This window comes from Promicromonospora umidemergens (assembly GCF_024171995.1).
In the GTDB taxonomy this organism is placed as follows: Bacteria; Actinomycetota; Actinomycetes; order Actinomycetales; family Cellulomonadaceae; genus Promicromonospora; species Promicromonospora umidemergens.
In genome coordinates, this window is record NZ_JAMTCT010000009.1 from 1 (window position 1) to 26,218 (window position 26,218).

Here is a 26,218-nt window from a genome sequence, read left to right on the forward strand (position 1 = left end):
GGCTCATCGCAATCGAGGGTGTAGGTGGGGTCTGAATCCTCCGCTTTCGAGCAGGCTGCGGGCAACATAGTTCGTGAGGTTTCGGAAGCCGAGAGCAGAGCCGCGGAGATGCTCGAGACGGCCGTTGATCGCCTCGGTGGGCCCATTACTGGTTCCGGGGCGGTCGAAGAACGCGAGTACGTCGGTGGCGCGTTGCTTCAGGGTTCGTCCGAGGCGACGGATCTCGACCAGCGCGGCGGGAACACCGCTGGTGACGGAGTCAATGACGGATCGCATCATCGCCTTCCCCTTGTGCTTGTCGGGTTCCCGGTAGGCAGCGATCATGCGCTGGTAGATGCCCCAGGTCGCTTCGACTTCCACGTGCTCCGCGATGACGAACACGGCCTCGAGTCGAGCGTGCTGCTTGTCGGTGAGCAGGTTCGCGCCGGTGTGGAGGGTGCGGCGGGCCTTGTAGAGCGGGTCGCCAGCGCGGCCACGATGCCCAACAGTGGCCTGTTGGACGCGTTGCCGGCAGCGATCCAATCCGTCGCCAGCGAGGCGGACGACATGGAACGGGTCCATCACCGGGACCGCGTCGGGAAGCTCTTCGGCGGTCGCGGTCTTGAACCCGGTGAACCCATCCATCGCGACGACCTCGATCCCGTCCCGCCAGGGTTTCGGACGACCAGCGAGCCATTGCTTGAACACGGCTTTGGAACGTCCTTCGACCATGTCCAACAGCCGCGCCGGGCCTGTCTTATTCCGTGTCGGGGTGAGATCGATGATCACAGTCACGTACTTGTCGCCGAACCTCGTGTGCCGCCAGACGTGTTCATCGACGCCGATCGTGGTGACCCCGTCGAACCGTGCGGGGTCATCGATCAGCCGGCGCTTGCCTTCAGTGATGATCGCGCTATTCGCGGTATGCCACGACACTCCGAGACCGGCAGCGGCCCGGGAGACGGTGAGATGGTCGACAACGATCGCTCCCAACGCCCACTCGATCCCGCCGCGAGAGATCTTCGCTCGCGGCGGTGCCGCCCTCGCCGTGTCCTGCCGCCACGCGCGTCGACAGTGATCGCATCGGTAGCGGCGCACCCGGACCAGCAGTGTTGTCGGCCGGTGCCCGAACGGCTCGTGTGCCAATCGGCGCATTACGGTGTCGCGCGGGACGCCCTCGGTCCCGCATTTGCGACACCATGGATCCGGCTCGGCGACGCGGCACTCGATCACCGCCCGATCCGGTTCGAGGTGCTGCCCGACGGCGACGAGGCCGAGCTCGTCGAGTCGGCAGAACATGGTCAGATCGGGCGCGGCGAAGGTAGCGTGGGACACGTCGAGGTCTTTCGGACGGTGAGTGTGAGAACTTCCATCCTGGAAGACCTCGACCCCTATCCGGAAACCGACGTCGCTACACCCTCATCTGCGAAGAGCCATTTATGGCACGGACTACAAGTCCCGTGGCAGGGCGACAAGATTTATGGCACGGACTACAGGATTAATGGCAACGGACAAAGGTCGGCGACCGCGTCGTCGTCTGCTCGTTCATCAGTTGCGGGAAGTGCTGGTACTGCCAGAACAAGCTGTTCTCGCTGTGCGACAACGGCAACCCGAATCCGGCGATTCCCGAGGCGCTGTGGGGTTACCCTCCCGGCGGCTGCTTCGGCTACTCCCACGCCCTCGGTGGGTACGCCGGCAGCCACGCCGACTACATCCGCGTTCCCTACGCCGACCAGGGGGCGTTCGCCGTCCCCGACGGCGTCGATGACATGACGGCCCTGTTCGCCTCCGATGCCGCCCCCACCGGGTGGACAGGCGCCGATCAGGCCGGGGTGAAACCCGGCGACGTGGTCGCCGTGTGGGGCGCCGGTGGTGTCGGGCAGATGGCTGCGGCCGCGGCGCAGCTGATGGGCGCCGAACGCGTCATCGTGATCGACCGGCTCGACAACCGGCTCAAGCAGGTCCAACAGCACATCGGTGCCGAGACACTGAACTACGAGCAGACCAACATCGCGGTCGAGCTACGCGAACTCACCGGCGGCCGCGGCCCGGATGTGTGCATCGAGGCGGTGGGAATGGAGGCCCACAGCGACGGCCCGGGCTACCTCTACGACCAGGTCAAGCAGCAGCTGCGCTTGCAGACCGACCGCCCCACCGCCGTGCGCCATGCCATTCATGCCTGCCGCAAGGGGGGAACCGTGTTCACTCTCGGCGTCTTCGCCGGAGTCGTGGACAAGTTCCCCCTCGGTGCGGTGATGAACAAAGCACTCACCCTGCGCGGCGCCCAGCAACACGGACACCGCTACATCCCCAGCATCCTCGAGCACATGGCCCGCGGCGAACTCAAAACCGACCACCTGGCCACCCATGTGATGCCGCTGGACCAGGGTCCGCGCGGCTACGAGATGTTCAAGAACAAGGACGACGGCTGCGTCCGAGCGGTCTTCCGGCCCGGCGGGTGACCTCGCCCGGCTTCCGCCCGTCCTGTACTCGAATCGATTTGGAGGCTTCCCATGGCACAGGAACTGCACGGCAAGAAGATCGCGATCCTCGCCGCCGACGGCGTCGAGCGCGTCGAACTTGAGCAGCCGCAAGGCGCGCTGCACGGCGCCGGCGCGACGACCGAGCTGCTCTCCATCCACTCCGGCGAAATCCAGGCGCGGCAGTTCGACCTCGTCTCGGCCGGCACCTTCCCGGTCGACAAGCAGGTGCAAGACGCCTCCGTCGACGACTACGACGCGCTGCTGCTGCCGGGCGGCACGGTCAACCCCGACCAGCTGCGCACGAACAGCGACGCGGTCGACTTCGTCAAGGCCTTCGTGGCCACCGGCAAGCCGGTCGCCAGCATCTGCCACGGTCCCTGGACGTTGGTCGAGGCCGACGTCGTGCGCGGGCACCGGCTGACGTCCTGGCCCAGCGTGCGCACCGATCTGCGCAACGCCGGAGCGGAGGTCGTCGACCAGGAGGTCGTCGTCGACGGCCAGTTCACCACCAGTCGGGGGCCACAGGACCTGCCGGCCTTCTGCCCCGCGATCGTCGAGCAGTTCGCAAAGGCCCCGCAGCCCGTGTCCGGCTGAACCGAGCGGCGACCCGCACGTTCATAGTCCAGACAGCGAATCCGTTGACCGGCGCCACCCGGTCCCCGTCCCCGCGCCCTGACATTGGGCATCGCCGGGGGCTTCCGCTCGCTGCCGCCACTGGCGTTCTGGCTCTCGCGTACGACTCTGCCCCGGTCAAGAGTCGCTACCGACGCCGGCCGGGTGTTCCGCAGCCCGTCGCCCTGGGCAAGTTCTCCCGCGGGAGTCCAGCGACACGGTGAGGTAACTTCCGGTGCTGCGCTGTGCATGACGTGGCCCGCGGGCACACTCGTCACCCGATCCGACGTCCCGTAAGACGAACGGGCGCCGGGATGCGCGCACATCTACGACCAGCACCGCACGAGCGCCCGGCCCCGGCGTCCCGGTTGCCCCGTCCGGTGAGTGTCGCCGGGACGGGGCCGGCATACGGCACCGACACGGATGGCATCGTTCTACCGGCGGCCGAGGATCTTCTTGCCGTCGTCTCGAAGCTCACCGGAGGGTGAGACGTGCCGGTAGAGGGTCTGGCGGGTGATGCCCAGCTCTTTGCACAAGGCGGCGACGTTGGTGTCGGGCTGGCCCATGGAGGCGGCGGCGAGACGGACCTTGGCAGGGGTCATCTTGAACGGGCGCCCGCCCTTGCGTCCCCGGGCGCGGGCGGAGGCCAGCCCGGCGACGGTGCGTTCGGAGATCAGGGCCCGTTCGTACTCGGACAGGGCGGCGAAGATTCCGAACACGAGCTTGCCTGCGGCCGTGGTGGTATCGATGGCCGCGCCCTGCCCCGTGAGGACCTGCAACCCGACGCCCCGGGCGGTGAGGTCATCGACGATGGTGACCAGGTGGCGCAGGTTCCGCCCGAGGCGGTCCAGCTTCCACACCAACAACGTGTCCCCCTCGCGCAGCCCCTTCAGGCAGGCGGCCAGCTGGGGCCGGTCATCCTTGGCGCCGGAGGCGTGGTCCTCATACACCCGCTCGGGGTCCACGCCGGCCGCGACCATCGCGTCGCGTTGCAGGTCCGTGGTCTGCGACCCGTCGGCCTTCGAGACCCGCACGTACCCCACCAGCATTCCGACTCCATCACGTATACGACCATTTACATGACAACACCGACTGGGCGTACAAGCCGGACGCGCGTGTTACGTAACCAATCACCTATTCTAAGTCACGCGAAGGGGCTGCGTCGGTCAAATGTGACAGCAGTCTTCCGGCCGGTCTGCGTCTCGCGAGCACGCACCTCGGCCAGCGTCGATGGGAGGTGTTTGCCGGGGATACCGAGGGCGATCAGGTCCTCGCGGGTGCGCTGAAAACTCGCCTCGCTGCGGGTCATAGAGGTGAGGATGGTCAGCAACTGCCTGCCTGCGGCGGGGTCGTCCTGTGCGAGGGCGATCGACCCGTTCATTGCGTCTCTGGCCTCCTTCCAGTAATCACGCGGTGCAGGGGCCGGTGGCGTGCCGTCGGGAACGGGCCGGTGGGGCTCGGGCGTCAGGAGCGGTGCCAGGGTGCCGTGAGCGGCGACCTCGCCGGCTTGGACCAGATGCAGGGCGGTGGCCGCGGCTTCGAGGAACATCTGCTGTTGGTTCCAGGGCAGCGCCTCGTACGAGCACCAGCGACCTACGAGGCCGGCGCGGACGGGTTGGCCGGTCGTCCGCCAGATGTATTGCAGGGTGCGCCGGGAGCGGGTCCGCAGCGTCGAGACGGGGGTGGATAGCTCGTCGATGAGCGTGCGTAGCAGCCGGAACCACACGCCGACGTGCACAGAGCGGCGGGGCACGGTGACCGTGCCTGTGCGAAGGCCCTGCTGGGTGCGCCGGTCCATGGCGATGACGGCTTCCGGTGCGGCCGTGGCCTGGGTGTTCGCCTCTTGCCACGCGAGGAACGTCCCCGCGGCGCCGATGGTCGGCACCAGTGTGCAGCCGTGCTTGGGACAGCTCAGCGTCAACGGGAGCTGGGAGACGAGGGTGAAGACCGGCGCGGCAGCCATGCAGAGTGGGCAGGCTCGGCGCAGGGGCTCGGCGGTGGGCACCCAGGCCCGCCAGCCGGGCACCCGCTGGCGACGTCGTTCCTTGGTGGTAAGGAGCACCGAGTCCTGGTGGACGTAGGTGTCGAACGCCGCCCCCGGTTCCGGCTCCGGGTCGAGCGTGTCCAGGAGCCAGGGCACCTGGCCGGCGATGGTCAGACGGTGCACGTCGCCGAGGGGCACGCCGGTGCGCTCGGCCAACGCGAGCAGCACTGCGGCCGGTGGGTCCAGGTCCAGAGCGCCGCGCTTCCGCAGGGGAGGGTCGGTTCCAGGTGGGGCGAGGTCATGCCGGAGCAGCTCTTCGACCTCCATTCTGTAGAGCTCGGCCAGCCGGGTCACCCAGGACGACAGCGCCTCGTCGTCGCGCGGTGGCGGGTGGAGCGGCCAGCGGCGCCTCATGCGAGTTCGCGCTCGAACATCCGCCGTCGTTCGGTGGGACCGACGTAAGGCGCCATGAGCAGAGTGCGCTGGTTGATCGCCTCCTCGCCGGACTCGATCGCGGCCACTGCAGCGTCAGTCAGCAGATGGGCGAGCTCGCCGATGGTGCCCTCGCTGCGGGTGAGCAGGTAGCGGGCCATGTCCTCGGTGGCGATGGTCGAGCGGCGGCGCAACGGAAAGGCAGCGGCGAAGCTGGCCAACAGCGAACGCGCCTCCTCATCCGGTTCCCACCGCGGCAGAGTGAAGGGCTCAAAGCGGTTCTCCAACTGGTCATCGGAGCGGATCGCCAGATACGCCTCCCGGGTACCGACCCCGACCAGCGGGATGCGCAGCTCGTTGCCCAGGAACCGGATCAGGTTGAGGAACTCCCGCCGGGCCTCACCGCGCCCGGCAAGGACGTTGTGCAGCTCGTCGATGACCAGCACCCGCACCTCGACCGCGCGCAGCAACGACAGCGCGGCCTGCTCCAGATCGGCCAGGCGCTGGCGCGTGCGCAGCGGTGCTCCCATCGCGGCCAGCAGCGCGACGTAGAACCTGATCACCGAGGGTTCCGAGGGCATCTGCACAGCCAGCACCGGCATCTGCTCACGATCGGAGTGAGATGTGGGCGGGTGGAGGCGGCGGAACTTCTCGATGATCATCGACTTGCCGTTGTTCGTCGGGCCGATCAGCAGCAGGTTCGGCATGCGCTGCTTGCCCGGCCACGCGTACAGCGTCTCCAGCCGGTCGAGGGCCGCGGTGGCGCGGGAGTAGCCGATCCACCGGTCAGCGCGGACGTGCCGTAGCCGCTCCTCCGCCGGTAGCCGGGCCACCGACCGGGTGCGGGCGTGCAGATGATCCAGGTTCTCACCCGCGGCCTCCTCGCCGGTCCAGTTCTGGCTCTCGCTCACCACTGCTCGATCTCCTCGAATGGAACCACGGAACCCGAGCCAGAGGCGCCGGCAGTGTCGTCAACGGGGGCCGGAGTGTCACCGGGCGGCGGCGCCACGGTGGGCTTGGCTCGTGGGGACGCGGGGCCCGCTTGGTTGCGGCGTTCGGCGTTGCGGCGGGCCTTGCGCGTGGTGGAGCGGGCGGTGTCGGTGACGGTGCGCATTTGCTCGACCATCCGGAACAGCGCCCCCTCGTCCACCTGTGCTCGGCCCTGGTCGCGGAGCCGCTGCAGTGCCGCGCGGTGCTCCCACACGCTCACCGCCGGGTACGACAGGGTCCGGTAGGGCACCGGCAGGTAAGACCCGCCCTCGGGATCGAGGACCCAGATGCGGCTGAGGTCGCGCGGGTCGCGGCGGATCATGAACCGGCCCAGTCGGTCGCGGCGGGCGATCCACGGCTTGAGGGCGTCGCTGAAGTAGTGCACGTGGTCGATGACGAACCCAGTCCGGGTCAGGGTTCGGCGGAACACCGGCAGGAAGTCCACCAGGAACACGCTCTCATTGGCCACCGTCACCGCAGACGTCGCGGCATTGCCGGCGGCCCAGCGGGCCTGCGGGGTCTGCCCGGTCGTGCCGTGGACTTCGCCGTGATAGCTCGCCACCGCCAGGGCCAGCCACTTCTCCAGTTCTGCGACCGTCAGCACGGCCTTGGCATTGGAGTCGTAGCTGCCACGCTGGGCCGGGTTGGAGAACGTCGTGCCGGGCAGCTCGTGAACCATCTCCATCAGCGTGCCGATGACCCGCTCGACGATGCCGCCGTAGTGCGGGCGTCCCAGGGGCCGGTAGCGCAAGGTGATGCCGTGCTCCTGACAGCCCCGCCGCAGGGCCTCGCTCTTGAACTCCGCGGCGTTGTCCAAGAACAGCTCGCCGGGCTTGCCGGCCATCGGCCACTCCACCTCGATCCCGAGGCGCTCCAGCCAGGTCCGCTTGTCGGTGACCATGTGCGCCAGACACAGCCCGACCGACAGCGACGAGGGCGCCTCCAAGGTGATCACCAGGCCCACGAGGGACCGAGAGAAAACGTCGATCGCGACTGTCACGTACGGCCGGCCGATCGGCAGGCGGTGCCGCTCGTCGACCACGATCAGGTCCACCACGGTGTGGTCGACCTGGACCTGCTCAAGGACGCCGGTCACCGGCGGCACCCGGCCACCGGCTGACTCCAGCGACCGGGCCGCGTCTGGCCCCTCGCGGGCCGCTGTCCCGGCGTGTGGGTCAAGGGCGTCGATGCGGCGCACGATCACGCCGCGTGAGGGAACAGGCAGGCCCCGGGTGCGGCACGTCCGCGTGATCTCGCGGTGGACTGCTGCGGTCTTCTTCCGCTGCCGCGTCAGGTAGTGCTTGCGCAGCGCCTCCCGGATCACCGCCTCAACCTCGGCCGGCAGTCGCTCCCCGCCGCGGCCGCCGCTGGAGCGACCCGGGATCAGGTCTGAGACCACGCCCTGTCCCTCGCGCCACCGCCGCAGCAGGACATAGACCTGCCGCCGCGAAATACCCAGCTGCTCGGCGACAGCCTCCACCGCTTCCCCGCCGGCCGTTCCGGCCTTCGCCAGCGGGCCGATCGCCTCGGCTCGGCGGACCGCCAGCGCCCACACCTCATCGGAGACGGTCAACAGACCGCGCTCCGGAATCAGGTCATCGTCGACCGTCTCGTCGTGCACAGGACTATGGAACAACGCACCGGTCATGCACACCTGTACGGACACGCCGGCAGATCGCACTCGTGTGCACAGAGTCCGAACATGCAGGTCACCTACGCAGACGACTTCGGACATTGACATGGATGTTCCGCTTGACGTCGACGGGGGAGTTGGACATGTCGGACCAGACCACGCCGCAGGATCCCAGCACCCAGTACCCGCGACCGGAGCAGCCTGCGGACGACCTGCAGCCGCCGGGTCGCACGGGCGACATGTCGCAGGAGCCGGATCACGGGGAGTCCACCTATCGGGGATCCGGCCGGCTGGACGGCAAGCGGGCGCTGATCACGGGTGGTGACTCCGGTATCGGGAGAGCGGTCGCGATCGCTTTCGCGCGCGAGGGCGCCGATATCGCGATCTCCTACCTGCCGGAGGAGGAGCCGGACGCCAGGACGACGGCGCACTGGGTCGAGGACGCGGGCCGCAAGGCCGTGCTGCTGCCGGGCGACATCCGGGACGAGGAGTTCTGCCGTCGGCTGGTCGCCGACGCGGTGGACGGGCTCGGTGGGCTCGACATCCTCGTGAACAACGCCGCGTACCAGATGTCCCAGGACGAGGGGCTGCGCGGCATCACGACGGACCAGCTCGACCGGGTGCTGAAGACCAACGTCTACGCGCTGTTCTGGATCACCAGGGCGGCGCTGGACCACCTGCCCGAGGGTGGGTCGATCATCAACACGACGTCGATCCAGGCGTTCGAGCCGAGCCCCCAGCTGCTCGACTACGCCACGACGAAGGCGGCGATCCTCAACTTCACGAAGGGGCTGGCGCAGCAGCTCGCGCCGGAAGGCATCCGCGTCAACGCGGTGGCGCCCGGGCCGATCTGGACGCCCCTGATCCCCGCCACGATGCCGGAGGAGAAGGTGGAGCAGTTCGGCGGCGACACGCCGTTGGGCCGCCCCGGCCAGCCCGCCGAGCTGGCGCCGGCGTACGTGTTCTTCGCGTCCCAGGAGTCCAGCTACATCACCGGGGACCGCATCGGTGTGACGGGCGGCCGGCCACTGTAGCGGGGCCGGGAATCGACGGCGGACCACCCGGCACGGTCCATACCCGCACAGCGGTGCACCCACGGGCGCGACACCGCTCTACTCGAGTGTCCGCTGTGGGCCGCGGTCGTCCCGCGCGGTCGCGGACGAATGCCATCGTCGAGTCGCGGACGTCCACCTCGCTGATGCGGGTGCCGCGGGTGGCCAGGTGCCGGTCATGACGTGCCGGTCGGCGACCGCCGTCGAGCGCCAGGTCTGCAACCCTTGCTGGCTCCAAGTCTTGTCGACGGCTACGGACATTGGCTGGAGCCAGCGCTGGCGCTGCTCGTCGCGGATCCCGAGGGCGAGGTGGCTGTGCGGCATGGCCGGTGACCGCCGAGCGACGTCGTGAACTGCGCAGGGCCGCCGAACACCTGGCCAGCCAGACGGCGACGTGCTCGACGTGGCGCTGGTTGAAGTTCGCGAACACCGGCGCCAGCGACTCGTCGGCAACGACCCGTTCATATAGAGCGTCGCTCAGTCGGCGCAGGACGGGCATCCCGCCCAGTGAGTCGTAGAGCGAGGGCTCTTTCTCCATGACGGTTTGCCTATCGAGCCAGACTGTGGGTCCTAGCGTGACGCCGGCCGGGGCCAGCCATGACGGCCGAACTAGGGCCGCATGAAGGCCATACAGGCACGGGAGTTCGGCTCGGGGCATCACCATGGCTCTGGTGCGGGCGATCTCGACGGAGGAACCGCGTTGTCCTAGTTTGCCGCCGGGCTACATGGCGTCAGCGAGCGCGCTGCGTACCGCGCCCGGCAGCTTCTGTTCGAGGAAGCGTGCCATGGCTTCTTCCTCGCGCAGGATGTCGGTCAGGCGGATGGCTACATCTTCCGCGCCGATCTGGTCGCATGCGTCGATGAGAGCTCGGTAGCAGGCGATCTCGAAGTGCTCGGCGGCGTAGTCGGCGAGTGCGTTCTTGACCATGGTGTCGTGCATGGGCCGGTTGGCCATGCCCTGCATCGTCCCGAACATCTTGGCGACGGTGTCCTTGCTGCCGGAGACCTCGCCGCCGAGTGATTCGATGCAGCCGCGTACTGTCTGCGCTTGTCGCCGGGTCTCCTCGGCGTGCTGTTCGATGCGGGTCTGGACCTCTGGGTCGCCCTCGGCGTCCTTCGCGTGGCGGACCAGGACTTCTTCCAGGGCCAGTTCCATCGCGTGGGCGTCGTTCAACCAGTCGATGACCTTCTCGCGTGCTGTCATGGCGTACCTCCGTGGTTACGGGCGGGGCTGCTGCCGTGCTCGGCGATTTGCGTCTCGCTGCGCGCACTGCGGGTGCCGGCCGTGTTCTGGGCCTGGTTCCACGCTAGGCAGAACACGCCCACTGGCAACCGCGATCCCGGCCACGCATGCTCGTCGTCGGGACGCGGTTACCTGGTGCGTTGAACGTGCCGGGTCCTGTCTGGTTGCGATCAAACCCCTACCGATGCAGACTCGACGGCGGGTCCCGTGAACCGCAGAATCTCAACGGTCTTGCGGTCGCGGGACTCACCAACACAGAAGCATGTCCAAGTTGCGCCGATTACACGAGGCGTCGTCGCGTAACCGTGGCTGTCGGCGGTTCGAGTTCGCCGCGACGATGCCCTGCCCGATCCCTGGCCGGACTTCTGGGCACCAGCGACACGAACGCGGCTACCTGGGTCTGGCTGCCCGCGACCGGGCTCTCCATCCAGCACTGCGCGGTTGACCCGGGTCTATCCAGCGGCACCATTCGCGACGGACAGCGGCTCGGTATCGGCCAGGGAGGGGCGCCATCTGATCTCGGGCGTCACGTCGACGTCGATTCCGTGGCGAGGCGGACTGCTATATGGCTAGCGACCACGTTCTCGGCTGACGCCTGCCGCCCTGGCAGCTTGCCCGGCATTGGGATCGGACAGGTGGCGCAGGGAAGGCAGATTAGAAGTAACGGAGCAAGCCGCTTCACGGTGATCGGCTCCGGGTCGGCGGCAGGACCAGATCTCGACCAGGCACTGCTGCGCCGGCTCGACCTCCGCCCGGGAAGATGAGCGAGGTCAGCCGATGGTCCTCAGCAATTCCCGGCAGGCGGCCTCGCATGTGCGGCATGCTTCAGCGCACACCCGGCAGTGCTCGTGCATGCTCGCGTGCTGCTCGCACTCGTCCCCGCACGCCTTGCACGCGGCGATGCATGCCTCCAGCAGCGCGCGACTGATGTTCGCGTCATAGCCGGTGTGCCGCGACAGCACACGAGCGGTCGCGTCGCAGACGTCGGCGCAGTCCATGTTGGTCCGGACGCACTTGCGCAGGTCAGCCACCGTGTCCTCGCTGAGACACGCGTCCGCGCACGCGGTACACGCCTGGGAGCACTCGACGATGGTCTCGATCGCGCTCGCCAGCAGCGTGCGGTCCAGGTTCATCGACTTCGGATAGGTTTCGAGCATCTCGCTGGTCTTCATGGCGTCTCTTCTCAGGATCCGATGAGGCGCCGCTACCGTCGGGCCACGTCGCCGCTTTCGTCTTCACGGTAAGAACGCACCTCGCGACTCGCAATCAGCGCAGCCTTGGGTCCAGCTTCAGGCTGCCCGGCCCGGGCGTCGGTCCCTGGACTCCGGTGCCGCGAGTTCCCGGGGCGTTCGTGTGCCAATGCCGGGGCCCCTTCCGGCGTGTATCTAGTCTGTCTGGTGCACTGGGGGCGCGGCTCATTTCTGCTTGAGCCGTGTCCCGGTCCCGGTCCTGACGCGGGTCGTCCGTCGCTTGCCCGAGCACCTCGGGTCCGGCCATCCAGTAGCGGTCGGGGTATGCCGCTACTATCTCCGCCGCTCTGGCCCCTGCGATCGCAGTACCCTGGATGCTGCTCACGCAGTGGTTCGGGTTCCGATGGGGGTCTTGTAATGGACCATCGCACGCCAGGACCCGGAGGCGCGTCGCTTCGACCGCGCCGTGCAGATGTACGCCAACCCCTGATCGCCACCACTCACCGTGCCTTAAAATCCGGTATATACCATTCTGAACCGGACGTACCTGGTCGAGCTCATGATGCCGGGAGCCGCTCGCTGCGGGTGGCGGAAGCAGTGCGCGAGTGTCTCGCACCGTTGAAGGTGTCGGAGGTCGTTGAGCTGGTGGTCGAGTACGTCCTGCTCGGCACGGCACCGGAGGTCCTGGCGACGGTGGGGGAGCAGCCGGTTGGCGCCGACATGGTCGCCAGGCCGCACGCCACCTGGCCGGCCGAACGCGTGAGCGCCGTCACCGACCTGCATTCCGGATGGACCGGGCCTGACGCCGAAGCTGCACGGCTGACCGTCTACCGAATCGCGCCGGCCGACGTGCTCGCCCGGTTCGGGCAAGTGCTGCACGCTGCCGCGGCACGCCGGTTCGACCGCGTCGCGGTGCAGATGTACGCCAACCTCTGACCGGCTCCGTGCTGACGTCGAAGTCGAAGCCACCGCGCAGCACCCGTCGCACGGTCCCGGGTCCGCGCGCAGCGACAGCGGGTGCTTGATGGCACGCACTCTCAGGTCGTGGAAGGGCTGGCCGATCGTGGTCAGCGGGGGAGGGGCGCTCCGGCTCAGTTGAACTGACCCGGCGTGCCTGTCTTGTGTCCCTCGACGTGGGGGCACAGTGCCTGGATGGTCGCGGCCCAAGGGGCGCTGCGGCACGCTGACGTTGTGCTGCCCCGTGACAGGTGCACGGTTCGGCCGCTGTGGACCAGCTCCAACGCGATCTGATAGCCCGAGTTTCCGCCACCGACGACCAGGACGGTCCCGTTGGGTAGTTGTGCCGGTCGCAGATACTCGCTGCTGTGGAGCTGGGCGACGTGGCCCGAGAGGTAGCGGGCGGCCTCCGGGACGGACGGGGTCTGGAACGGACCAGTGGCCACCAGACGTGAGCGGCTTCCCACGGTCCCGCGGTCGTCTCCGCGCTGAACCCGCGTCCTGTACAGCGCAGCGCCGCGACCCGCGTACGGCCTCCACCGGGAGGTGCACCCATCGGCAAAAACACGCCCTACGGAAGCTGACCAGTGAATCGCGGGCTCAGCTGACGTAGCTGCGAGCCGTCGACGACCGCTGGGCGTCCTCGAGCGCGAGGAACCTCTCCTCGGCGTGCGGGGGCAGCGGCGTGCGCTCCCGCAGGACCCATGATGCGCCGCGGAGCGCGTGCCAGATGCCGGCCGCGGAGACGCGGTCGCGGGGCAGGGATCGCAGGACGTTCCATGTCCGGCGCAGCGCGGCGGGTAGGGGACGCCGCAACCAGATGAACCACAGCGTGTTGCGGATGCCGTCCCGGCGTCGGCGGTGCGGGTCGCGGACCTTGGACGGGTGGTGGTGGATGGCGATGGTCTCGAGGAAGCACAGTTCCCAGCCGGCCACGGAGAGGTCAGCGGCGAGGAGCTCCTCCTCGCCGCCGAGCCAGATCCGGGGGTGGAATCCTCCGATGGCGCGAAACGCGTCCCGGCGGACGACGGAGGCGCCGGCGAGGAAGCTTCCCAGCGCGGGCCCGGGCAGGTCTGCGGCTGTGGGTACTGGCGAGTGGCGCAGCTCGGCGACGATCGGGTCCTCCTGTCCGCGTGGCTCCACGATGATGCGCCCGGTCAGCACGGCGGCGCGCGGGTGCGCCTGAAGCACGTCGGCCGCCTCGCGCAGGGAGCCGGGCTCCCACCACGTGTCGTCGTCGCAGAACGCGACGTAGGGGGTGTGGAGGCGGTCGACGCCGACATTGCGGCCCACGGCGCCGAGGTTCGTGGGGCTGGCGACGAGCTCCGCCCACGGGTGCTGGGAGCGGATGGCGTCCGCGGTCCCGTCGTGGGAGGCGTTGTCGACGACGAGGACGCGAGGCTGCTCGGGCAGCTCGCGGAGCCGGGCGAGTGCGCCCAGCACCTCGTCTCGCCGGTTGTGCGTGATGACGACGACGCCGATGCGGGCGTCGGGTTGCCGGGTCATGGGGTCCTCCAGGGACGAAGGGGCAAGCCGGGAGTGGACGGCGGCGCCGGCTGGTCAGGGGACCGTCGGCTCCCTCACGCCATCGGGGGTCACGCGGTTGAGCATCTCGATGTCAGCCAGTACGTCGGGTGGGAGCAGCCGCCGACGCCAGACGGCCTGCGGCAGCCGGGCGACGGCGTCGAGCACGCCGAGGCGCCCTGGAGCTCCCGCCCGTAACTCCGCCGTGACGCGCTCGGCCACTGCGTCCCACGGCAGGCGCATCGCCGCGGTGAGCACCCGCGACCGCGCCAGGCCTCGCTGGCGGCGCTCGGCGGCGTCGCGCCGCGGAGACGGGTGGTGGTGGACGGCGGGACCGGCCAGGTACACCAGCGCCCAGCCGCGGGCGGTGAGGTCCCACGCCAGGCGCTCCTCCTCGCCCGGGAACCGGATGACGTCGTCGAACCCGCCCGCCTCGAGGAACGCGGACCGACGGAGCATCACGGCGCACGCCATGAATCCGAGGATGCGGGGGCCGGGAAGCGTCCCGTCCCGATGTGGCAGCGGGGACGCGGAGAGCACGGCGGAGAAGGGGTCGGGGAGCTCCTCGTCTCCCACGAAGGTGTCCACGTTCGCGAGGGCGACGCGCGGCGCGGCCTCCAGCGCGTCCGCCGTCGCTCGTAGAGCCCCCGGCGCCCACCACGAGTCGTCGTCGGCGAAGGCGACGAACGGGGTGCAGGCGCGCAAGGCCCCGACCGTTCGTCCGGCCGCGGCGCGGTTCTCGCCAAGCTCGACCACCTCCACGTGGGGGTGGGTGCGGCGGACCGCGTCGGGAGTCCCGTCGGTCGACCCGTTGTCGACCAGGACCACGGGGGCCCGGTGGTGGCCGAGGCTGCGCAGCAGTTCCTTACGGCGGTTGCGGCTGGCGACGACGACCGTGACGCGCGCGTCCTCCATCGTCGGCCGGTCGCCTGCCAACCGGTGGTGGCGCTCAAGTCCGGGCATCCGGTTGTCCTCTCGTGGGTCGGCACGGCTGCGGGTGGGCGGGACCTGCGGAGGGCGCAGCACGGCGCCGGGGCCCAGGTCACTGCAGGTACCGTCGCTCGAGGCTCGCGACGCCGTCGTATACGGATGGCGTCCCCGAGGCAGTGACCGATCTGAGCCCAGCGTCTGATGAGCCTGACCTCGACCACCCTGCGTGCTTCGACGCCCCCGGTGTTCCTTCAAGTGGTGCGGCTGCGCGGTTGTGGAGAGCACCACGCCGCCGCACTTCGACGCTACGGAGGTCGTCTTGCACTCGCATCCAGAGGAGGCCCGCCACCGGCGTCAGGTGACGCCTTGCGGGAAGCATTGGTTCGGTGTGCGGTTCCGGGGTTCCCGTGACCGCGATGGCGAACCGTCTCCGGCCTAGCGTGACCGGGAGCGACGTTTCCCGGCGCTCGCGGTGTGAGCCTTGAGCAGTGGGACTCTCTCCAGCGCTCTGCCCCTCGCACGCTCGCCAAGCTCAACGTCTTCGATTTCGTGGTCACCGTCGCGCTGGGCTCGACGCTGCCGACGACCCTCCTCAGCGCCGACGTCGCCTGGGCAGAGAGGGTGACGGTGTTCTTCGTGCTCGTCCCGCTGCAGTTGCTCGTGTCCTGGAGCACCTCGCGCACCAGGCGCGGGCGGGAGAAGGCTCCGGGGGATTCGCGATACCTGGAGCGAAGCGCTCAGACGGTCCGCTGCGGCGACGATGATGCCGAGCCGCACCGACAGGATGCGAGCGTTGCCCCAGCGCGGCACGGTGGGAAAGTCGGCAAAGCAGCCCACCGTCGGCCCTACCCCAGGGACGTCGCACCGAGGGAAGGAGCGCGACATGGCGCAGCAGACCGTCGCCGATGTCATGACCCCCGAGCCGACCACCATCGGCATGTCCGAGACGCTCGAGACCGCCGCCCGGACGATGGCCGCACAGGACGTGGGCGCACTGGTCGTGCAGGCCGGGACCACGACCGTCGGCATCGTCACCGACCGGGACCTCGTCGTCCGCGGCCTGGCCGAAGGGCTCGGGCTCGAAGCGATGGTCGGCGAGGTGGCGAGCGAGGATCTGATCTCCGTCGGGCCCGACGTCCCGGTCGAGGTAGCGGTCGAGCTCATGCGCGCCGCCGCCGTCCGGCGGATCCCCGTGATGGACGACGACGTACCGATCGGGATCGTCTCGATCGGCGACCTCGCAGCCGAGCGGGACCCGATGTCGGCCCTGGCCGACATCTCCGAGGCACAACCGAACGCCTGAGCCGTGCGAGGCGTAGACGTGGTCGAGTTCCGGCAGACGCTGACGGTGCCCCGGCCGCGCGGCGTCGTCGCGGCCGCCCACCGCGCCTGGCTCAGCCACCCGCGATGGGCGCTCGCCGTCAAGGGAGCGTTCGCGGCGAGCCTGGCCTGGTCCGTGGGACTCGTCGCGCCCGCGCCGTTCGCCGACTACCCGTACTACGCGCCGCTGGGGGCCGTGCTCGCCACGACCAGCACCGTCGTGCGTTCCGTCCATGACTCCCTCCAGTCGGTCGCCGCGGTGCTGGTGGGCGCGATCATCGCCCGCGGTGTGGCCTTGCTGCCCCTTCCCGGACTGCTGGAGCTCACCGTGGTGGTGGGCATCGCGCTCCTGTGCGTGGGCTGGCGCATCTTCGGCGACATGGGCAGCTGGACCGTCATGTCCGCGATCTTCGTGCTCATCCTCGGCAGCGGTGATGCGGACTACATCGGTTCCTACGCGGGGCTGATCGTCGTGGGCGCTGCGATCGGCATCGGCGTCAACCTGCTGTTCCCGCCCCTGCCGCTCACCCCGTCGGAGCTCGCGCTCGGCCGCCTTCGCAGCGGGGTCGCCGAGCAGGTCGAGTCCCTGGCGAACTGGCTCGAGCAGCAGGGGCCCCTGGATCACGACGAGTGGGAACGCCGCCGCCAGGGGCTGTACCCGACCATCGAGAGCGCGCGTGCGGCGGTGGCCCAGACACGTGAGGCATCGCGCGCGAACCGGCGGGCACGGCGCAACAAAGGCTGGATGGCGTCCCAGACGCGCCGCGCCGGTGCGCTCGGGACCTCGGCAGAAGTGGTCGAGGAGATCGTGCGCCTGCTCGTTGTCTGGGAGAGCGAAGGGCTTAACGACCTAGCGCTCGGGCAGCAGCTACGACCGGAGCTCGCTGGCACGCTGCGCGCCTTCGCCTCCGCCGTGCACTCGGCTCAGGTCCGAGACAAGGAGGGCGACCCTGAGGCCGGCGCAGCGGCTGATGCGGTTCGCCGGCTCGACGAGTCGCTCGAAGAGTTTCGTGAGGCCGTCCGCGAGGCCCAACGCTCGTCGCAGTACGACTACTTCGTGGCGGGCGCGCTCATCATCAACCTCGACCGCGGCGCTGACGCCCTGCACATCTGACGGACACGAGGCGTCAGACAGCAAGCGAACCGACGCCTCGGTGTCGGCGGGGGACGGCTTGAGCGTGCAGCTGAAGAACTGGGCCCCTACGGAACACCTTGACGGGTTTGATCGGCAGCCGCTTCTGGACCTTTTCCAACGTAACGCGAGAGTTCCCGCGCGGCGCCCTTTCCGCGCAAGACCTGACCGAGCACGATGCCGTCGCTCGACCAGCCGGCACCGACCTCGCACAGCACTTCCTGGACGACGACGTCGCCTGATCCGAATAGACCGGAGTGGCCTAGTCGTGGGTACCAAACTGCGGAGGCAGGCCATCCGGCCTTTCGCCTACGCCATGGTGTGGAGACGCGCCCATCGCCGAGCCGATGTTCACGCACCTCTAGAAGCGCGCCGGCGGCCCGCGGTGGAACCGTTGCACCATGACGCACACACCCCGGCCGCCGATCTCTAAGAACGCCGGTGCCGTCCTCGTTGCCGCCCACTGCTATAGTCATCCGTGCGGTCAGGAAAGGGCCGTCGCGCAATGTTGTTGACGGAGGACTGATGAACCAGCCCTTGCACGACGTCCCGCTCGAACATGTTCTGGCACTCGGTGATCACACACAGACAGGCCAGTACCGCGTCGACCTGGCGACCGAACAATGGTGGTGGTCCGACGAGGCCTACCGCATCCACGGCTTCGAACCGGCGGAAGTCGACCCCACCACCGCCATGATCCTCGCGCACAAGCACCCCGATGACCGCGAGCGTGTCCGACACGTGCTCGAGGTCGCCTGGCGCACCGGCGAGCCGTTCGCGACCGCGCACCGCATCGTCGATGCCAACGGCCACGACCACGTCGTCTCGATCGTCGGCAAAGGCCAGCGCGACGACAGTGGTGACGTGGTCGAGCTAGTCGGATACTTCCTCGACCTGACCCGCAGCGTCAGCCGCTTGGCCGCCACAGAGGCAGACACCGCCATCCGCGCCGCGGCACGCAGCCGCCGCGACATCGAGCAGGCCAAGGCCGCCGTTGGGCAGGTGCTCGGCGTCGACGACGAGGAGGCCCTCAAGGTGCTGCGCCACCACTCGAACAACAGCAACGTCCCACTGAGAGACCTCTCCAGGTGGCTCGTCGCTCACTCCCGTACAGCGCCCCGCGCCGTCGCCTCGTCCCCCAGCTATCTGCTCGACCTGCTGCGTCATCCCCGACCGGCAGTGACCGGAGTCTGACCCTCGCTGCCCAGAGAGCAGCACACTTGGCGTCTGACGCCTTGGCGCCCACTCGCTGCCGCGCAAACTCTGGGCTCGCACCGTCGGAGGGAACGGTCGTCCGCCACCTGGCCCTCAACCGCGCCGGTCGACGTACGCGGCGGCGTCACTAGCTCTTGCCGTCCGCTCGGGCCCGCATGTCGCGGACGAATCGTGCGGGTTCGATACCCCTGTCCTCCAGAAGTGCGTCCACCTTTGCCTCGACCCGCTCCTCGCCCTCGCGAGACTGCGACGACCCCCAGAAGTAGAACAGCATGAGACCGGCTGCCTGCCATATGAGCTGGAGGAACTCCGACTGCCAGTTCTCGAACGTGGAGGACAGGAACTGAGGGAAGAACTCCGACCAGGAGAACGACGAGCCGTGCTGGTCGGCCTCGTTCCGGACCGCGATCGCCTGGAACACGAACTGGCCGGCCCACGACACGAGGAACAACCCGGCCGTCACGATCCCGAAGGAGTAGGCGCGGTGGAACCGCGGGCGGGACTTCGCTGAGCTGTCACTCATGGCGATCTCCTCTTCAACCACTCGTGACCGGCGAATACACCGCCGATCCGGCTGGAGAATCCCACTTCTCGAGACTCACGCCGTGAGCGTCCGCAGACGACGCGCCTCGTCACGCTAGGCCGGGCACAAACGGATCGCCACCGGAGATCACGGGAGCCGCCGTAGCCATAGCGTCGAAGCGCGGCAGCGTGGTGCTCTCCACAGCCATGCCGCCGCACCATCCGGTCGGCCGGTGGTCGCCCGCCGGCCGAGCCCTTGCGCTGTCGGGCGGCGGTCGTGTCCTTCTTCTCGGGGATCACGGTCTTGATGCCCCGCCCGCGTAGGTGCTTGCGGTCGGGCCGGTGGCGTAGGCCCGGTCCGCGAGCACCGCTTCGGGGCGGGTGCGTGGTCGGCCCGGCCCGGTGCGCGGGACGCGGATGTCGGCCAGGACCTCGAGCAGCATCGCGCCGTCGTTACGTTGCCCGCCGGTGACCACCGCGGCCAGCGACCTGCCACGTCCGTCGACCGCGTGGTGGATCTTGGTGCTCAGTCCGCCACGGGAGTGACCGATGCCGTGACCTGCCGGTTCGCGGTCCCCGCCCAGCGGGCTGTGGACGAAGTCAGTGGGGAGGTTCGTGTAGTTCGAGACCGCCCCCTGTGTCCTGCTCCGGGCGTGTGGTGTTCGTGCCGTGCTGGTGGGCCCGGTTGATCGTGGCGTCCACCGACACGGTCCAGTCAATCTTTCCGTCCGTGTCGGCCTGAGCGAGCAGCCGGGACAGCACGTTGTCCCAGGTGCCGTCTCCGGCATACCGGCGGTGTCGTTTCCAGACCGTGCGCCAGGATCCGAAGTGTTCGACGGGCAGGTCCCGCCACGGGATCCCGGTCCCGTACCGGTAGACGATCCCTTCGACCACGCGACGGTTGTTCCAGAACGGGTGTCCGCGCCGGCCCGTGTTCGACGGGAGCAGGGGCTCGATCAGTTCCCACTGCTCATCGGTCAGCGACTGGTATCGAGAAGACGTCACGTCCCGAGTCTGCCGCGCACCTCACCACACATATGGGAGACACGCCCTAGCTGAGCCAAGGCCGTGGCGTTCGCGTATGCCACGAAAGCGGCCAGGGCCAACTCAAGGAGTAGGCCCGCCCCGGACGCCTGAGCGGCCGGTGCGATCGCGGCGAAGACCCCGGTTCCGGTCATCGACCCCAGGCCGATGACCACCGCGTCGACCGTACCCAGTCGCCGGGCGAGCGCCTCGTGGCTGCTCACCTGTCGACCGACGCCGCGATCTTGGGTGAGCGGTGTTGCACGCGCCACCCAACCCAGCACCCGCTCGCGTCAGTGCTGCCACGCGGCCTCGGACTGGTTCTCGTAGTGCTCGTAGGTCGTGGCCAACGCCGTGCCGACGAGGTCTTCGGTGGGGCCGGCCCGAGTGATGGTCAGTGTTGAGGAGTTGGCCGGACTGCGACGTGTCCAGGAGGCTTCGCGGATGTCGATGAAGACGCGGATGCACTTGGCGCAGCCATCCATGTGAACTTCCAAGCGGTGCACGCGGCGGGGCGGGAGGCGTCTTGTGAGGTAGTCGTGCATGGCGGCACGTGTTAAGCGGCACTGTGGCTCGTTGATGCCGCGGACGTGAGCGGTGGGGGATGCGTCGTGATCGGGGGCCAGGTTGGACGGTGGGGCGTCGACCATGAAGACGTTGGTCTGGCCATCGACGTCAAGCACGGCGCACAGGTCGTCGATACTGAGATCACCTGTGATGGTCACGCGAACTGCCCCCTGTGCGCACAGCGTCCGGTTTCGACCGGCTAGGGCCTAGTTTTACCGTTGATGAGGATTCATCGCACTATGGCTGTGATATGCCGCTTGTTCGAGCCAGTCATGGACATCGGTCCTCCCCGACTCCGGTCTTTGCGGACGAGCTGCAGTCGGCGTGAATGCACGTGCCCGTGAGATGTCGCCGGGTGGAACAGCGATGGAGCCGAGCAGTCTGAACCGGAGCTGGGTCGTGCCGCCGTCAGCCACCTATGGGCGGACCAGAGCGGGAACAGGAACGCGACGAGCAGGGCGAGTGCGAGCGCGCCGACCATGAGGTCGAGCGTAAGGATGGCCTGGTGGGGTAGCAGCGCGCTGCCGGTCAGGTGCCGGTCCAGAGTCTTGGCGGCGCCGACGAATCTGCGGACCATGCCTACCACACACCACGCTTGCCCAGTCCGAGTCTCATGACGAGATTCTCGCGACCGGCCGGGCCGTGTCGACAACTGGTTCGAGGACGTTGTCATCCCGGATTTCCGGGAACTGCGGGGGAGGTGAGGAGGCCGTTTAGCTGTCACTGTCCGCGAGGGCCAGGTCGCCCAGCAAACTCGTCAGGTGATGGAGGTTCAGGTCCCGACCGTACTCGTCGCCGAGTTTTTGGTCCGGGTTGCTGTCCTCATTCCGGGCCGGGACCTCTCCAGGATCATCGTCGCCGGTGGGATTCGGGTGCATCTCGGGCGCGGGCGTAGAACCCGCAGGGGTGCCTGGTGGTGGCGTGCGACGAGGGTGTCCAGGAGGAACCGGTCCGCTGCGCCGACCCCGCCGGCCACGGCCACGGCCACGGCCATTCCGAGGGTGAGTGTGAGGGTGGTCATGGGCGTCGACGACGACGCGGGCATGGACGCCCCGACACAGCTCACCACCGGGATCTCGATACGCCGTGCGCCCGGGGTGGCCCCGTGACAGCGGCTCGACCGGCCGTCCGGGGCCGGGACTGACGGATCGCCGGGAACCGGCTGCGGCGCGCCTGGTGGAGAGCGGCTGGGCTAGGTGGCGAGGATTACGACGTTTTCGGTGTACTGCTGCGTGGTGCGGTCGAATGTTCCGCCGAGGTCACCGACCGCGCCTAAACAGAGAGAACTCCTGATCAGTACGCGACGTTGTTCACTGCGGCATCCAGCGTTCGAGCCACTCGACACTCGCCGTGATGACCTCGTCCAGAGCGCCCGGTTCCTCGAACAGGTGGGTGGCTCGGGGCACGATCCTCAACTCGTGGTCTGCTGCGAGCTGCGCGGCGGCCTGCTCGTTCAGTTCGATCACTACGTGATCCTCACCGCCCACGAGGAGCAGCGTGGGTGCCCTGACACGCGAGAGATCGTCGCCGGCGAGGTCCGGTCGGCCGCCACGGGAGATCACAGCGTGGATCTGCTGCGGTCGTGCTGCCGCTGCGCGCACCGCAGCAGCAGCGCCTGTGCTGGCCCCGAACGTGGCGATCGGGAAGCGGGCAGTCTCCTCCATGGTCCCGAGATGGTCGACAGCAGCGACGAGCCGCGCAGACAGCAGGGAGATGTCGAACCGCCACTGCCGGGTGATCAGGTCCACCTGCTCCTCGTGCGGGGTCAGCAGGTCCATGAGCAGGGTGGCGAAACCGGCCCGGTGCAGTCCTGCCGCGACATACTGGTTGCGGCTGCTGTGCCGGCTGCTGCCGCTGCCGTGGGCGAACACCACGGCGCCACGAACCACGGCAGGCACGACGAGGTCCCCGTCGACCGCCCCGCCGTCGGCTGGGAGGCGGACAGCACGTGCTTCAGCGTCCATGTGGCCAGGTCTCCATCTCTCCGGCCGCGACACGGGTGCCGCGGAGAGGTGACAGCGCGCGGGTGCGGTCGAACCAGCAGAAGGCGTCGTAGCGACGGCCGAGCACCGTCTGCACATAGTTGCCCCACCGCTCGGCGTCCGGGTGGTAGACGACACCGATGGCGCGGTGGTCGCGCGCCTCGCGCAGCCAGTCCGGAAGGTCGTCGGGAAAGACAAACAAGGCTGCCGGTTCCGCCAGTGCTTCATGCAGCAGGGCCTCGGTGCTCCCTGCCCTCGCCTCGGGCACCGTCATCGTCTCGGTGCGTGCGCCCCACTGACCGGCGGCGGTCACCGTCCCACGGTGGCTGCCGAAGCCGACCAGGACGACATCCTGCTCGCCGTACCTCTCCCGGACGAGCTGACCGACGTTGACCATCCCAGCAACTGCCATGTCCGTGTGGCGCGCATCGCCGATGTGCGTGTTGTGCTCCCAGACGACGGCCTTGACCGGCCGTCCATCGGCTCGGCCGCGGTGATGTGTCATGAGACGGTCCAACGTCTCGACCATGTGACGGTCGCGCACGTTCCACGACGACGAGCCGCCGCCAACCATCGCCCGGTAGTAGGCCTCCGCGCCAGCCACGACCGCAGCGTTCTGCTCCGCGTTGAACCGCTCGTCGCGCGAAGCCACGCCCTGCGGCGAACGGCCGGGGAGAAGGTCTGCGAGCATGGCCACCACCTCGTCCTGGCAGCTCGCCGGGACCAGCCGGGTCGCACGGGCGTAGGCCTGCGGGTCCTCGGCATAGGGACCGAAGCAGTCCAGGGCGGCCATCGCGGCGTCGACGTTGCCCGGCTCGTGCTCGTGCAAGTAGTCCAGCGTCGCGTACAGCGAGTCCCACAGGCTGTACACGTCGAGCCCGAAGAAGCCGACCCGTTGCGCGTCCGGGAGCGCCTGATTGTGCTCCCGCAGCCATCGGGTGAAGCCCACTACGTCGTCATTGGCCCACATCCACGTCGGCCAGCGCTCGAACGCGGCGAGGGCATCGGCGGGGTCCTTTGGCGCCTCGCTGGACCCGATGACGGAGAGGTTGACGCCGTAGCAGTCCGGCCAGTCGCCCTCGACGCCGACGAAGCTGAAGCCCTTCTCGCTGATGAGCCGGCGGGTGATCGCAGCACGCCAGTCGTAGAACTCGTGCGTGCCGTGCGACGCCTCACCGAGCAGCACGTAGGACGCGTCCCCGACGCGGTCCATCAACGGGTCGAGATCAGCCTCCGAGCGCAACGGGCCCGCCTGACGCTGGATGTCCTCGGCCACGCTCATCAAGGCGACCTTCCTGTGCTGTCGGAGGCGCCGGCCAGAGCGGCCCGCACCTCGTCGTCCTGCGTCTGACGGAAATTTAGATATCCCTGGCCGACGCCGTAGAAGGGCGAGGGCGTCTGGACGCAGACGACCTCGTCGGCCTCGCGCTCAAGCTCCGTACACGCCCTGGAGGAACCGATGGGGACCGCGACCACCACGCGGGCGGGATCGTGGTGGCGGATCGCGGTGATAGCTGCCAGTACGGTCGACCCTGTGGCAACACCGTCATCGACCAGGATGACGACCCGATCGCGGACGGCGGTCGCCGGCCGGCCGTCCCGGTAGACGCTCTCCCGCCGACGCAGCTCTTCGAGCTCCGACCGGTAGACGACATCGAAGTCCGCCTCGGAAATCTGCGCCTGGGTGAGCACCCGCTGGTTGTGGACGACCTCCACGTCGCCACCGACGCCTGCGATCGCGCCCATCGCCAGCTCGGGTTGCCCGGGCAGCCCGAGCTTGCGTACCACGACGATGTCCAGCGGGGCTCCCAGTGCTTCGGCGATGGGAACCGCGACCGGCACGCCACCGCGGGGCAGCGCGAGAACGACGACGTCCCTGCGGTCCGCGTACCCGGCCAGGCGACCGGCCAGCGCACGACCGGCCTCCTGGCGATCTACGTAGGGTCTCGCGTCGCTCGGCATGTGGTATCGCTCTCCTTCTGCGGTCACATTCACCGTTCGACCCGTTCCGGTAACCCAGCCCGCGCGCCCGCGCGTCAGAACAGGCGCCGAGGGAGGGCACCGCGCTCACCAGACAGGGGCGGCGGGCGGGCCAACCGCCGCGCGGGCCGACCACCGTCTGGTGGCGGCCCGCGCTCGAGTCGTCAGCCCTTGAGCCGGCTGAGCAGGAGTCGCTTGCCCTGCTCGGCCCCCTTGCGGCTCTCGCCCTGGGCACGGCGGAACAGCTCCGCGAGCTCGGTGTCGTTGTCTCGCTCGGCGTCCTGGATGTAGATCTCCAAACGCAGCGCGTTGTCCAGGCACGCCTGGGTGAACCACAGGATGTTGTAGTCCTTGTCCTTGGTTCCCGTGACGTTGCCGGTCTCTTCGTCGTTAGCCATGGTGGCGTTCCCTCCTCAGTGCTTCACTTCGACACGGACACAGCACACCGGCCAGCCGAGATCGTGTGCGAGATCGCGGCCGATCAGCGAGCGGCTCGGACGGCTCAGATACCTCGGCTGTACAGGCCGCCGTAGTAGCCCCCCAGCTGATCCTGGTAGGCCACGTCCTGCCCCCACCTGCGGTTCTCCAAAGGCGGGGAGTCCTTGATCTGGTCCTTCGTCAGGTCCACGTGGACAATCTGCGCGTCCCAGTCGATCCGGGTGATTGTCCCGGCCGGCAGGATGACCTTCTGCCCGAAGATCCACGGGCCGGTGTCGACCACCACGTGGCTGGTGTCCACATCGATGCTGGCGTCGTCGATCTTGCCGATGTCCCCGTCGGTGGCGTGCACCTCGAACCCGACCAGATTGCGATCTGCCGTCTCCAGCCCGGTGCGGTCGGTGAAGTTCCAGGGGTCCCAAGCCGTGCCCATCGTGTCCTCCCTAGGTAGAGCAGCGCTCTTGCCCCCACGCTGCCCTGCCTTTTCGAGGGTCGCAACTGGCGGCGCTGGGGCCTGCCTGGACGTGACCGCCTCGTCGGCCAGAAGCCGCCCTGGCGGATCACCGTCAGCTGCTCGGTCAGCGTCGCGCAGGGCGGTCCGACGACCTCGACCTGCTCCTGCTGGATCTCCACCGTCAGCCGGTGCGGCCCCGTCGACCCGGCCTGCTCCACCACACTCTCGCCGCACGCGAGCGGTCGCCGCGTCTCCGGGTCGACCACCAGCAACTCTTCTTCCACGCCGAACGTACGCACGGCAACACCTCCCCGAGTACGGGCCATCTTTGGCCCACAGGGCCGCACTCGCAGCACGACGGCGGTCGTAGGGAACCCGACGTCGCGCCGCTCGTCAGCCAGACAGCGTGCCGACCGCTCCAGGTGTGTTTGCACTGCGGCACGGGATCACCGAGACCGACCTGAGCTACTTCGCTCCGGACGCGCGCACGAACATCCCGGCACGAGCCCCGACCTCGAACCGGGCCAGCCTCGAGCCCGTCCCGACATCACCGTTACCCTGGACGAGTGCCCGACG

The 26,218-nt window shown here is 68.8% G+C and carries 25 protein-coding genes and 3 pseudogenes; 9 read left to right on the forward strand and 19 right to left on the reverse strand.

Annotated elements, in window-relative coordinates; genetic code table 11:
* Positions 1-3: 3 nt before the first annotated feature.
* Positions 4-1,314 carry an ISL3 family transposase gene (locus tag APR04_RS15330; RefSeq protein WP_253871651.1) on the reverse strand — a complete coding sequence of 437 codons (1,311 nt, stop codon included), beginning with the start codon at positions 1,312-1,314 and terminating at the stop codon, positions 4-6.
* Positions 1,315-1,499: 185 nt separating this feature from the next.
* On the opposite strand from APR04_RS15330, the pseudogene APR04_RS30575 reads away from it, so the two are divergent.
* From APR04_RS30575 to APR04_RS15345, 3 genes and pseudogenes are all read left to right on the forward strand, one after another.
* A pseudogene (locus APR04_RS30575) lies at positions 1,500-1,697 on the forward strand (glutathione-dependent formaldehyde dehydrogenase); the annotation flags it as partial.
* 51 nt (positions 1,698-1,748) lie between these two features.
* Positions 1,749-2,441 (forward strand): zinc-binding dehydrogenase, encoded by a 693-nt coding sequence (locus tag APR04_RS15340; RefSeq protein WP_253871652.1) that lies wholly within the window; start codon positions 1,749-1,751, stop codon positions 2,439-2,441.
* A gap of 51 nt (positions 2,442-2,492) precedes the next feature.
* Complete coding sequence (locus tag APR04_RS15345) at positions 2,493-3,056, forward strand: type 1 glutamine amidotransferase domain-containing protein (protein WP_253871653.1); 564 nt, start codon at positions 2,493-2,495, stop codon at positions 3,054-3,056.
* 452 nt (positions 3,057-3,508) lie between these two features.
* On the opposite strand, the gene APR04_RS15350 is transcribed toward APR04_RS15345, so the two are convergent.
* The 4 genes from APR04_RS15350 to APR04_RS15365 all read right to left on the reverse strand — a co-directional run bounded on the left by APR04_RS15350 (position 3,509) and on the right by APR04_RS15365 (position 8,101).
* Complete coding sequence (locus APR04_RS15350; protein WP_253871654.1) at positions 3,509-4,123, reverse strand: recombinase family protein; 615 nt, start codon at positions 4,121-4,123, stop codon at positions 3,509-3,511.
* Positions 4,124-4,218: 95 nt separating this feature from the next.
* The gene (locus tag APR04_RS15355) at positions 4,219-5,472 is read right to left on the reverse strand and encodes a TniQ family protein (RefSeq protein WP_253871655.1); all 1,254 of its coding nucleotides are present in this window, start codon (positions 5,470-5,472) and stop codon (positions 4,219-4,221) included.
* Positions 5,469-6,401, reverse strand: a complete 933-nt coding sequence (locus tag APR04_RS15360) for a TniB family NTP-binding protein (RefSeq protein WP_443703148.1) — start codon at positions 6,399-6,401, stop codon at positions 5,469-5,471. The genes APR04_RS15355 and APR04_RS15360 overlap by 4 nt, the downstream gene beginning before the upstream one ends.
* The gene (locus APR04_RS15365) at positions 6,398-8,101 is read right to left on the reverse strand and encodes a TnsB C-terminal domain-containing protein (protein WP_425569944.1); all 1,704 of its coding nucleotides are present in this window, start codon (positions 8,099-8,101) and stop codon (positions 6,398-6,400) included. The genes APR04_RS15360 and APR04_RS15365 overlap by 4 nt, the downstream gene beginning before the upstream one ends.
* Before the next feature lie 155 nt (positions 8,102-8,256).
* Here APR04_RS15365 and APR04_RS15370 point away from each other — a divergent pair, with 155 nt between their 5' ends.
* On the forward strand, positions 8,257-9,147 hold the full coding sequence (locus APR04_RS15370; protein WP_253871658.1) for an SDR family oxidoreductase: 891 nt from the start codon (positions 8,257-8,259) through the stop codon (positions 9,145-9,147).
* 739 nt (positions 9,148-9,886) lie between these two features.
* Here APR04_RS15370 and APR04_RS15375 read toward each other — a convergent pair.
* The gene (locus APR04_RS15375) at positions 9,887-10,369 is read right to left on the reverse strand and encodes a ferritin-like domain-containing protein (RefSeq protein WP_253871659.1); all 483 of its coding nucleotides are present in this window, start codon (positions 10,367-10,369) and stop codon (positions 9,887-9,889) included.
* 809 nt (positions 10,370-11,178) lie between these two features.
* Positions 11,179-11,580, reverse strand: coding sequence for a four-helix bundle copper-binding protein (locus APR04_RS15380; RefSeq protein ID WP_253871660.1), 402 nt, complete (start codon positions 11,578-11,580; stop codon positions 11,179-11,181).
* 642 nt (positions 11,581-12,222) lie between these two features.
* On the opposite strand from APR04_RS15380, the gene APR04_RS15385 reads away from it, so the two are divergent.
* Positions 12,223-12,534, forward strand: a complete 312-nt coding sequence (locus APR04_RS15385) for a hypothetical protein (protein WP_253871661.1) — start codon at positions 12,223-12,225, stop codon at positions 12,532-12,534.
* Between the two features lie 155 nt (positions 12,535-12,689).
* Here the strand turns inward: APR04_RS15385 and APR04_RS31305 are convergent, their stop codons facing one another.
* From APR04_RS31305 to APR04_RS15395, 3 genes are read right to left on the reverse strand one after another with little or no spacing between them, the layout of a single operon-like run.
* Positions 12,690-13,148 (reverse strand): NAD(P)-binding domain-containing protein, encoded by a 459-nt coding sequence (locus tag APR04_RS31305; protein WP_372496121.1) that lies wholly within the window; start codon positions 13,146-13,148, stop codon positions 12,690-12,692.
* 7 nt (positions 13,149-13,155) lie between these two features.
* Positions 13,156-14,061 carry a glycosyltransferase family 2 protein gene (locus APR04_RS15390; RefSeq protein ID WP_253871662.1) on the reverse strand — a complete coding sequence of 302 codons (906 nt, stop codon included), beginning with the start codon at positions 14,059-14,061 and terminating at the stop codon, positions 13,156-13,158.
* A gap of 54 nt (positions 14,062-14,115) precedes the next feature.
* On the reverse strand, positions 14,116-15,042 hold the full coding sequence (locus APR04_RS15395; RefSeq protein WP_253871663.1) for a glycosyltransferase family 2 protein: 927 nt from the start codon (positions 15,040-15,042) through the stop codon (positions 14,116-14,118).
* Between the two features lie 850 nt (positions 15,043-15,892).
* Here APR04_RS15395 and APR04_RS15400 point away from each other — a divergent pair.
* The 4 genes from APR04_RS15400 to APR04_RS15415 all read left to right on the forward strand — a co-directional run bounded on the left by APR04_RS15400 (position 15,893) and on the right by APR04_RS15415 (position 18,655).
* On the forward strand, positions 15,893-16,312 hold the full coding sequence (locus APR04_RS15400) for a CBS domain-containing protein (protein WP_253871664.1): 420 nt from the start codon (positions 15,893-15,895) through the stop codon (positions 16,310-16,312).
* A gap of 18 nt (positions 16,313-16,330) precedes the next feature.
* Complete coding sequence (locus tag APR04_RS15405; protein ID WP_253871665.1) at positions 16,331-17,443, forward strand: FUSC family protein; 1,113 nt, start codon at positions 16,331-16,333, stop codon at positions 17,441-17,443.
* A gap of 107 nt (positions 17,444-17,550) precedes the next feature.
* On the forward strand, positions 17,551-17,703 hold the full coding sequence (locus tag APR04_RS15410; protein WP_253871666.1) for a hypothetical protein: 153 nt from the start codon (positions 17,551-17,553) through the stop codon (positions 17,701-17,703).
* A gap of 283 nt (positions 17,704-17,986) precedes the next feature.
* A complete protein-coding gene (locus tag APR04_RS15415; protein WP_253871667.1) occupies positions 17,987-18,655 on the forward strand; it encodes a PAS and ANTAR domain-containing protein in 669 nt (222 codons plus the stop codon).
* 148 nt (positions 18,656-18,803) lie between these two features.
* Here APR04_RS15415 and APR04_RS15420 read toward each other — a convergent pair whose 3' ends face one another.
* The 9 genes and pseudogenes from APR04_RS15420 to APR04_RS15465 all read right to left on the reverse strand — a co-directional run.
* Positions 18,804-19,199 carry a DUF6766 family protein gene (locus APR04_RS15420; RefSeq protein ID WP_253871668.1) on the reverse strand — a complete coding sequence of 132 codons (396 nt, stop codon included), beginning with the start codon at positions 19,197-19,199 and terminating at the stop codon, positions 18,804-18,806.
* Positions 19,196-20,203, reverse strand: a pseudogene (locus APR04_RS15425) (IS5 family transposase). The gene APR04_RS15420 and the pseudogene APR04_RS15425 overlap by 4 nt, the downstream one beginning before the upstream one ends.
* A gap of 311 nt (positions 20,204-20,514) precedes the next feature.
* Complete coding sequence (locus APR04_RS15435; protein ID WP_253871670.1) at positions 20,515-20,946, reverse strand: zf-HC2 domain-containing protein; 432 nt, start codon at positions 20,944-20,946, stop codon at positions 20,515-20,517.
* Between the two features lie 1,152 nt (positions 20,947-22,098).
* The gene (locus APR04_RS15440) at positions 22,099-22,752 is read right to left on the reverse strand and encodes a dienelactone hydrolase family protein (RefSeq protein ID WP_253871672.1); all 654 of its coding nucleotides are present in this window, start codon (positions 22,750-22,752) and stop codon (positions 22,099-22,101) included.
* Positions 22,742-24,052 (reverse strand): erythromycin esterase family protein, encoded by a 1,311-nt coding sequence (locus APR04_RS15445; RefSeq protein ID WP_253871674.1) that lies wholly within the window; start codon positions 24,050-24,052, stop codon positions 22,742-22,744. The genes APR04_RS15440 and APR04_RS15445 overlap by 11 nt, the downstream gene beginning before the upstream one ends.
* Complete coding sequence (locus tag APR04_RS15450) at positions 24,052-24,732, reverse strand: phosphoribosyltransferase (protein ID WP_253871676.1); 681 nt, start codon at positions 24,730-24,732, stop codon at positions 24,052-24,054. The genes APR04_RS15445 and APR04_RS15450 overlap by 1 nt, the downstream gene beginning before the upstream one ends.
* Before the next feature lie 182 nt (positions 24,733-24,914).
* Entirely contained in the window at positions 24,915-25,148 is a 234-nt protein-coding gene (locus APR04_RS15455; protein ID WP_253871678.1) for a hypothetical protein, read from the reverse strand.
* A 104-nt stretch (positions 25,149-25,252) separates the two neighbouring features.
* Complete coding sequence (locus APR04_RS15460) at positions 25,253-25,621, reverse strand: PRC-barrel domain-containing protein (protein WP_253871680.1); 369 nt, start codon at positions 25,619-25,621, stop codon at positions 25,253-25,255.
* Positions 25,622-25,752: 131 nt separating this feature from the next.
* Positions 25,753-25,968: pseudogene (locus tag APR04_RS15465) on the reverse strand (glutamate-cysteine ligase family protein); the annotation flags it as partial.
* Positions 25,969-26,218 lie beyond the last annotated feature (250 nt).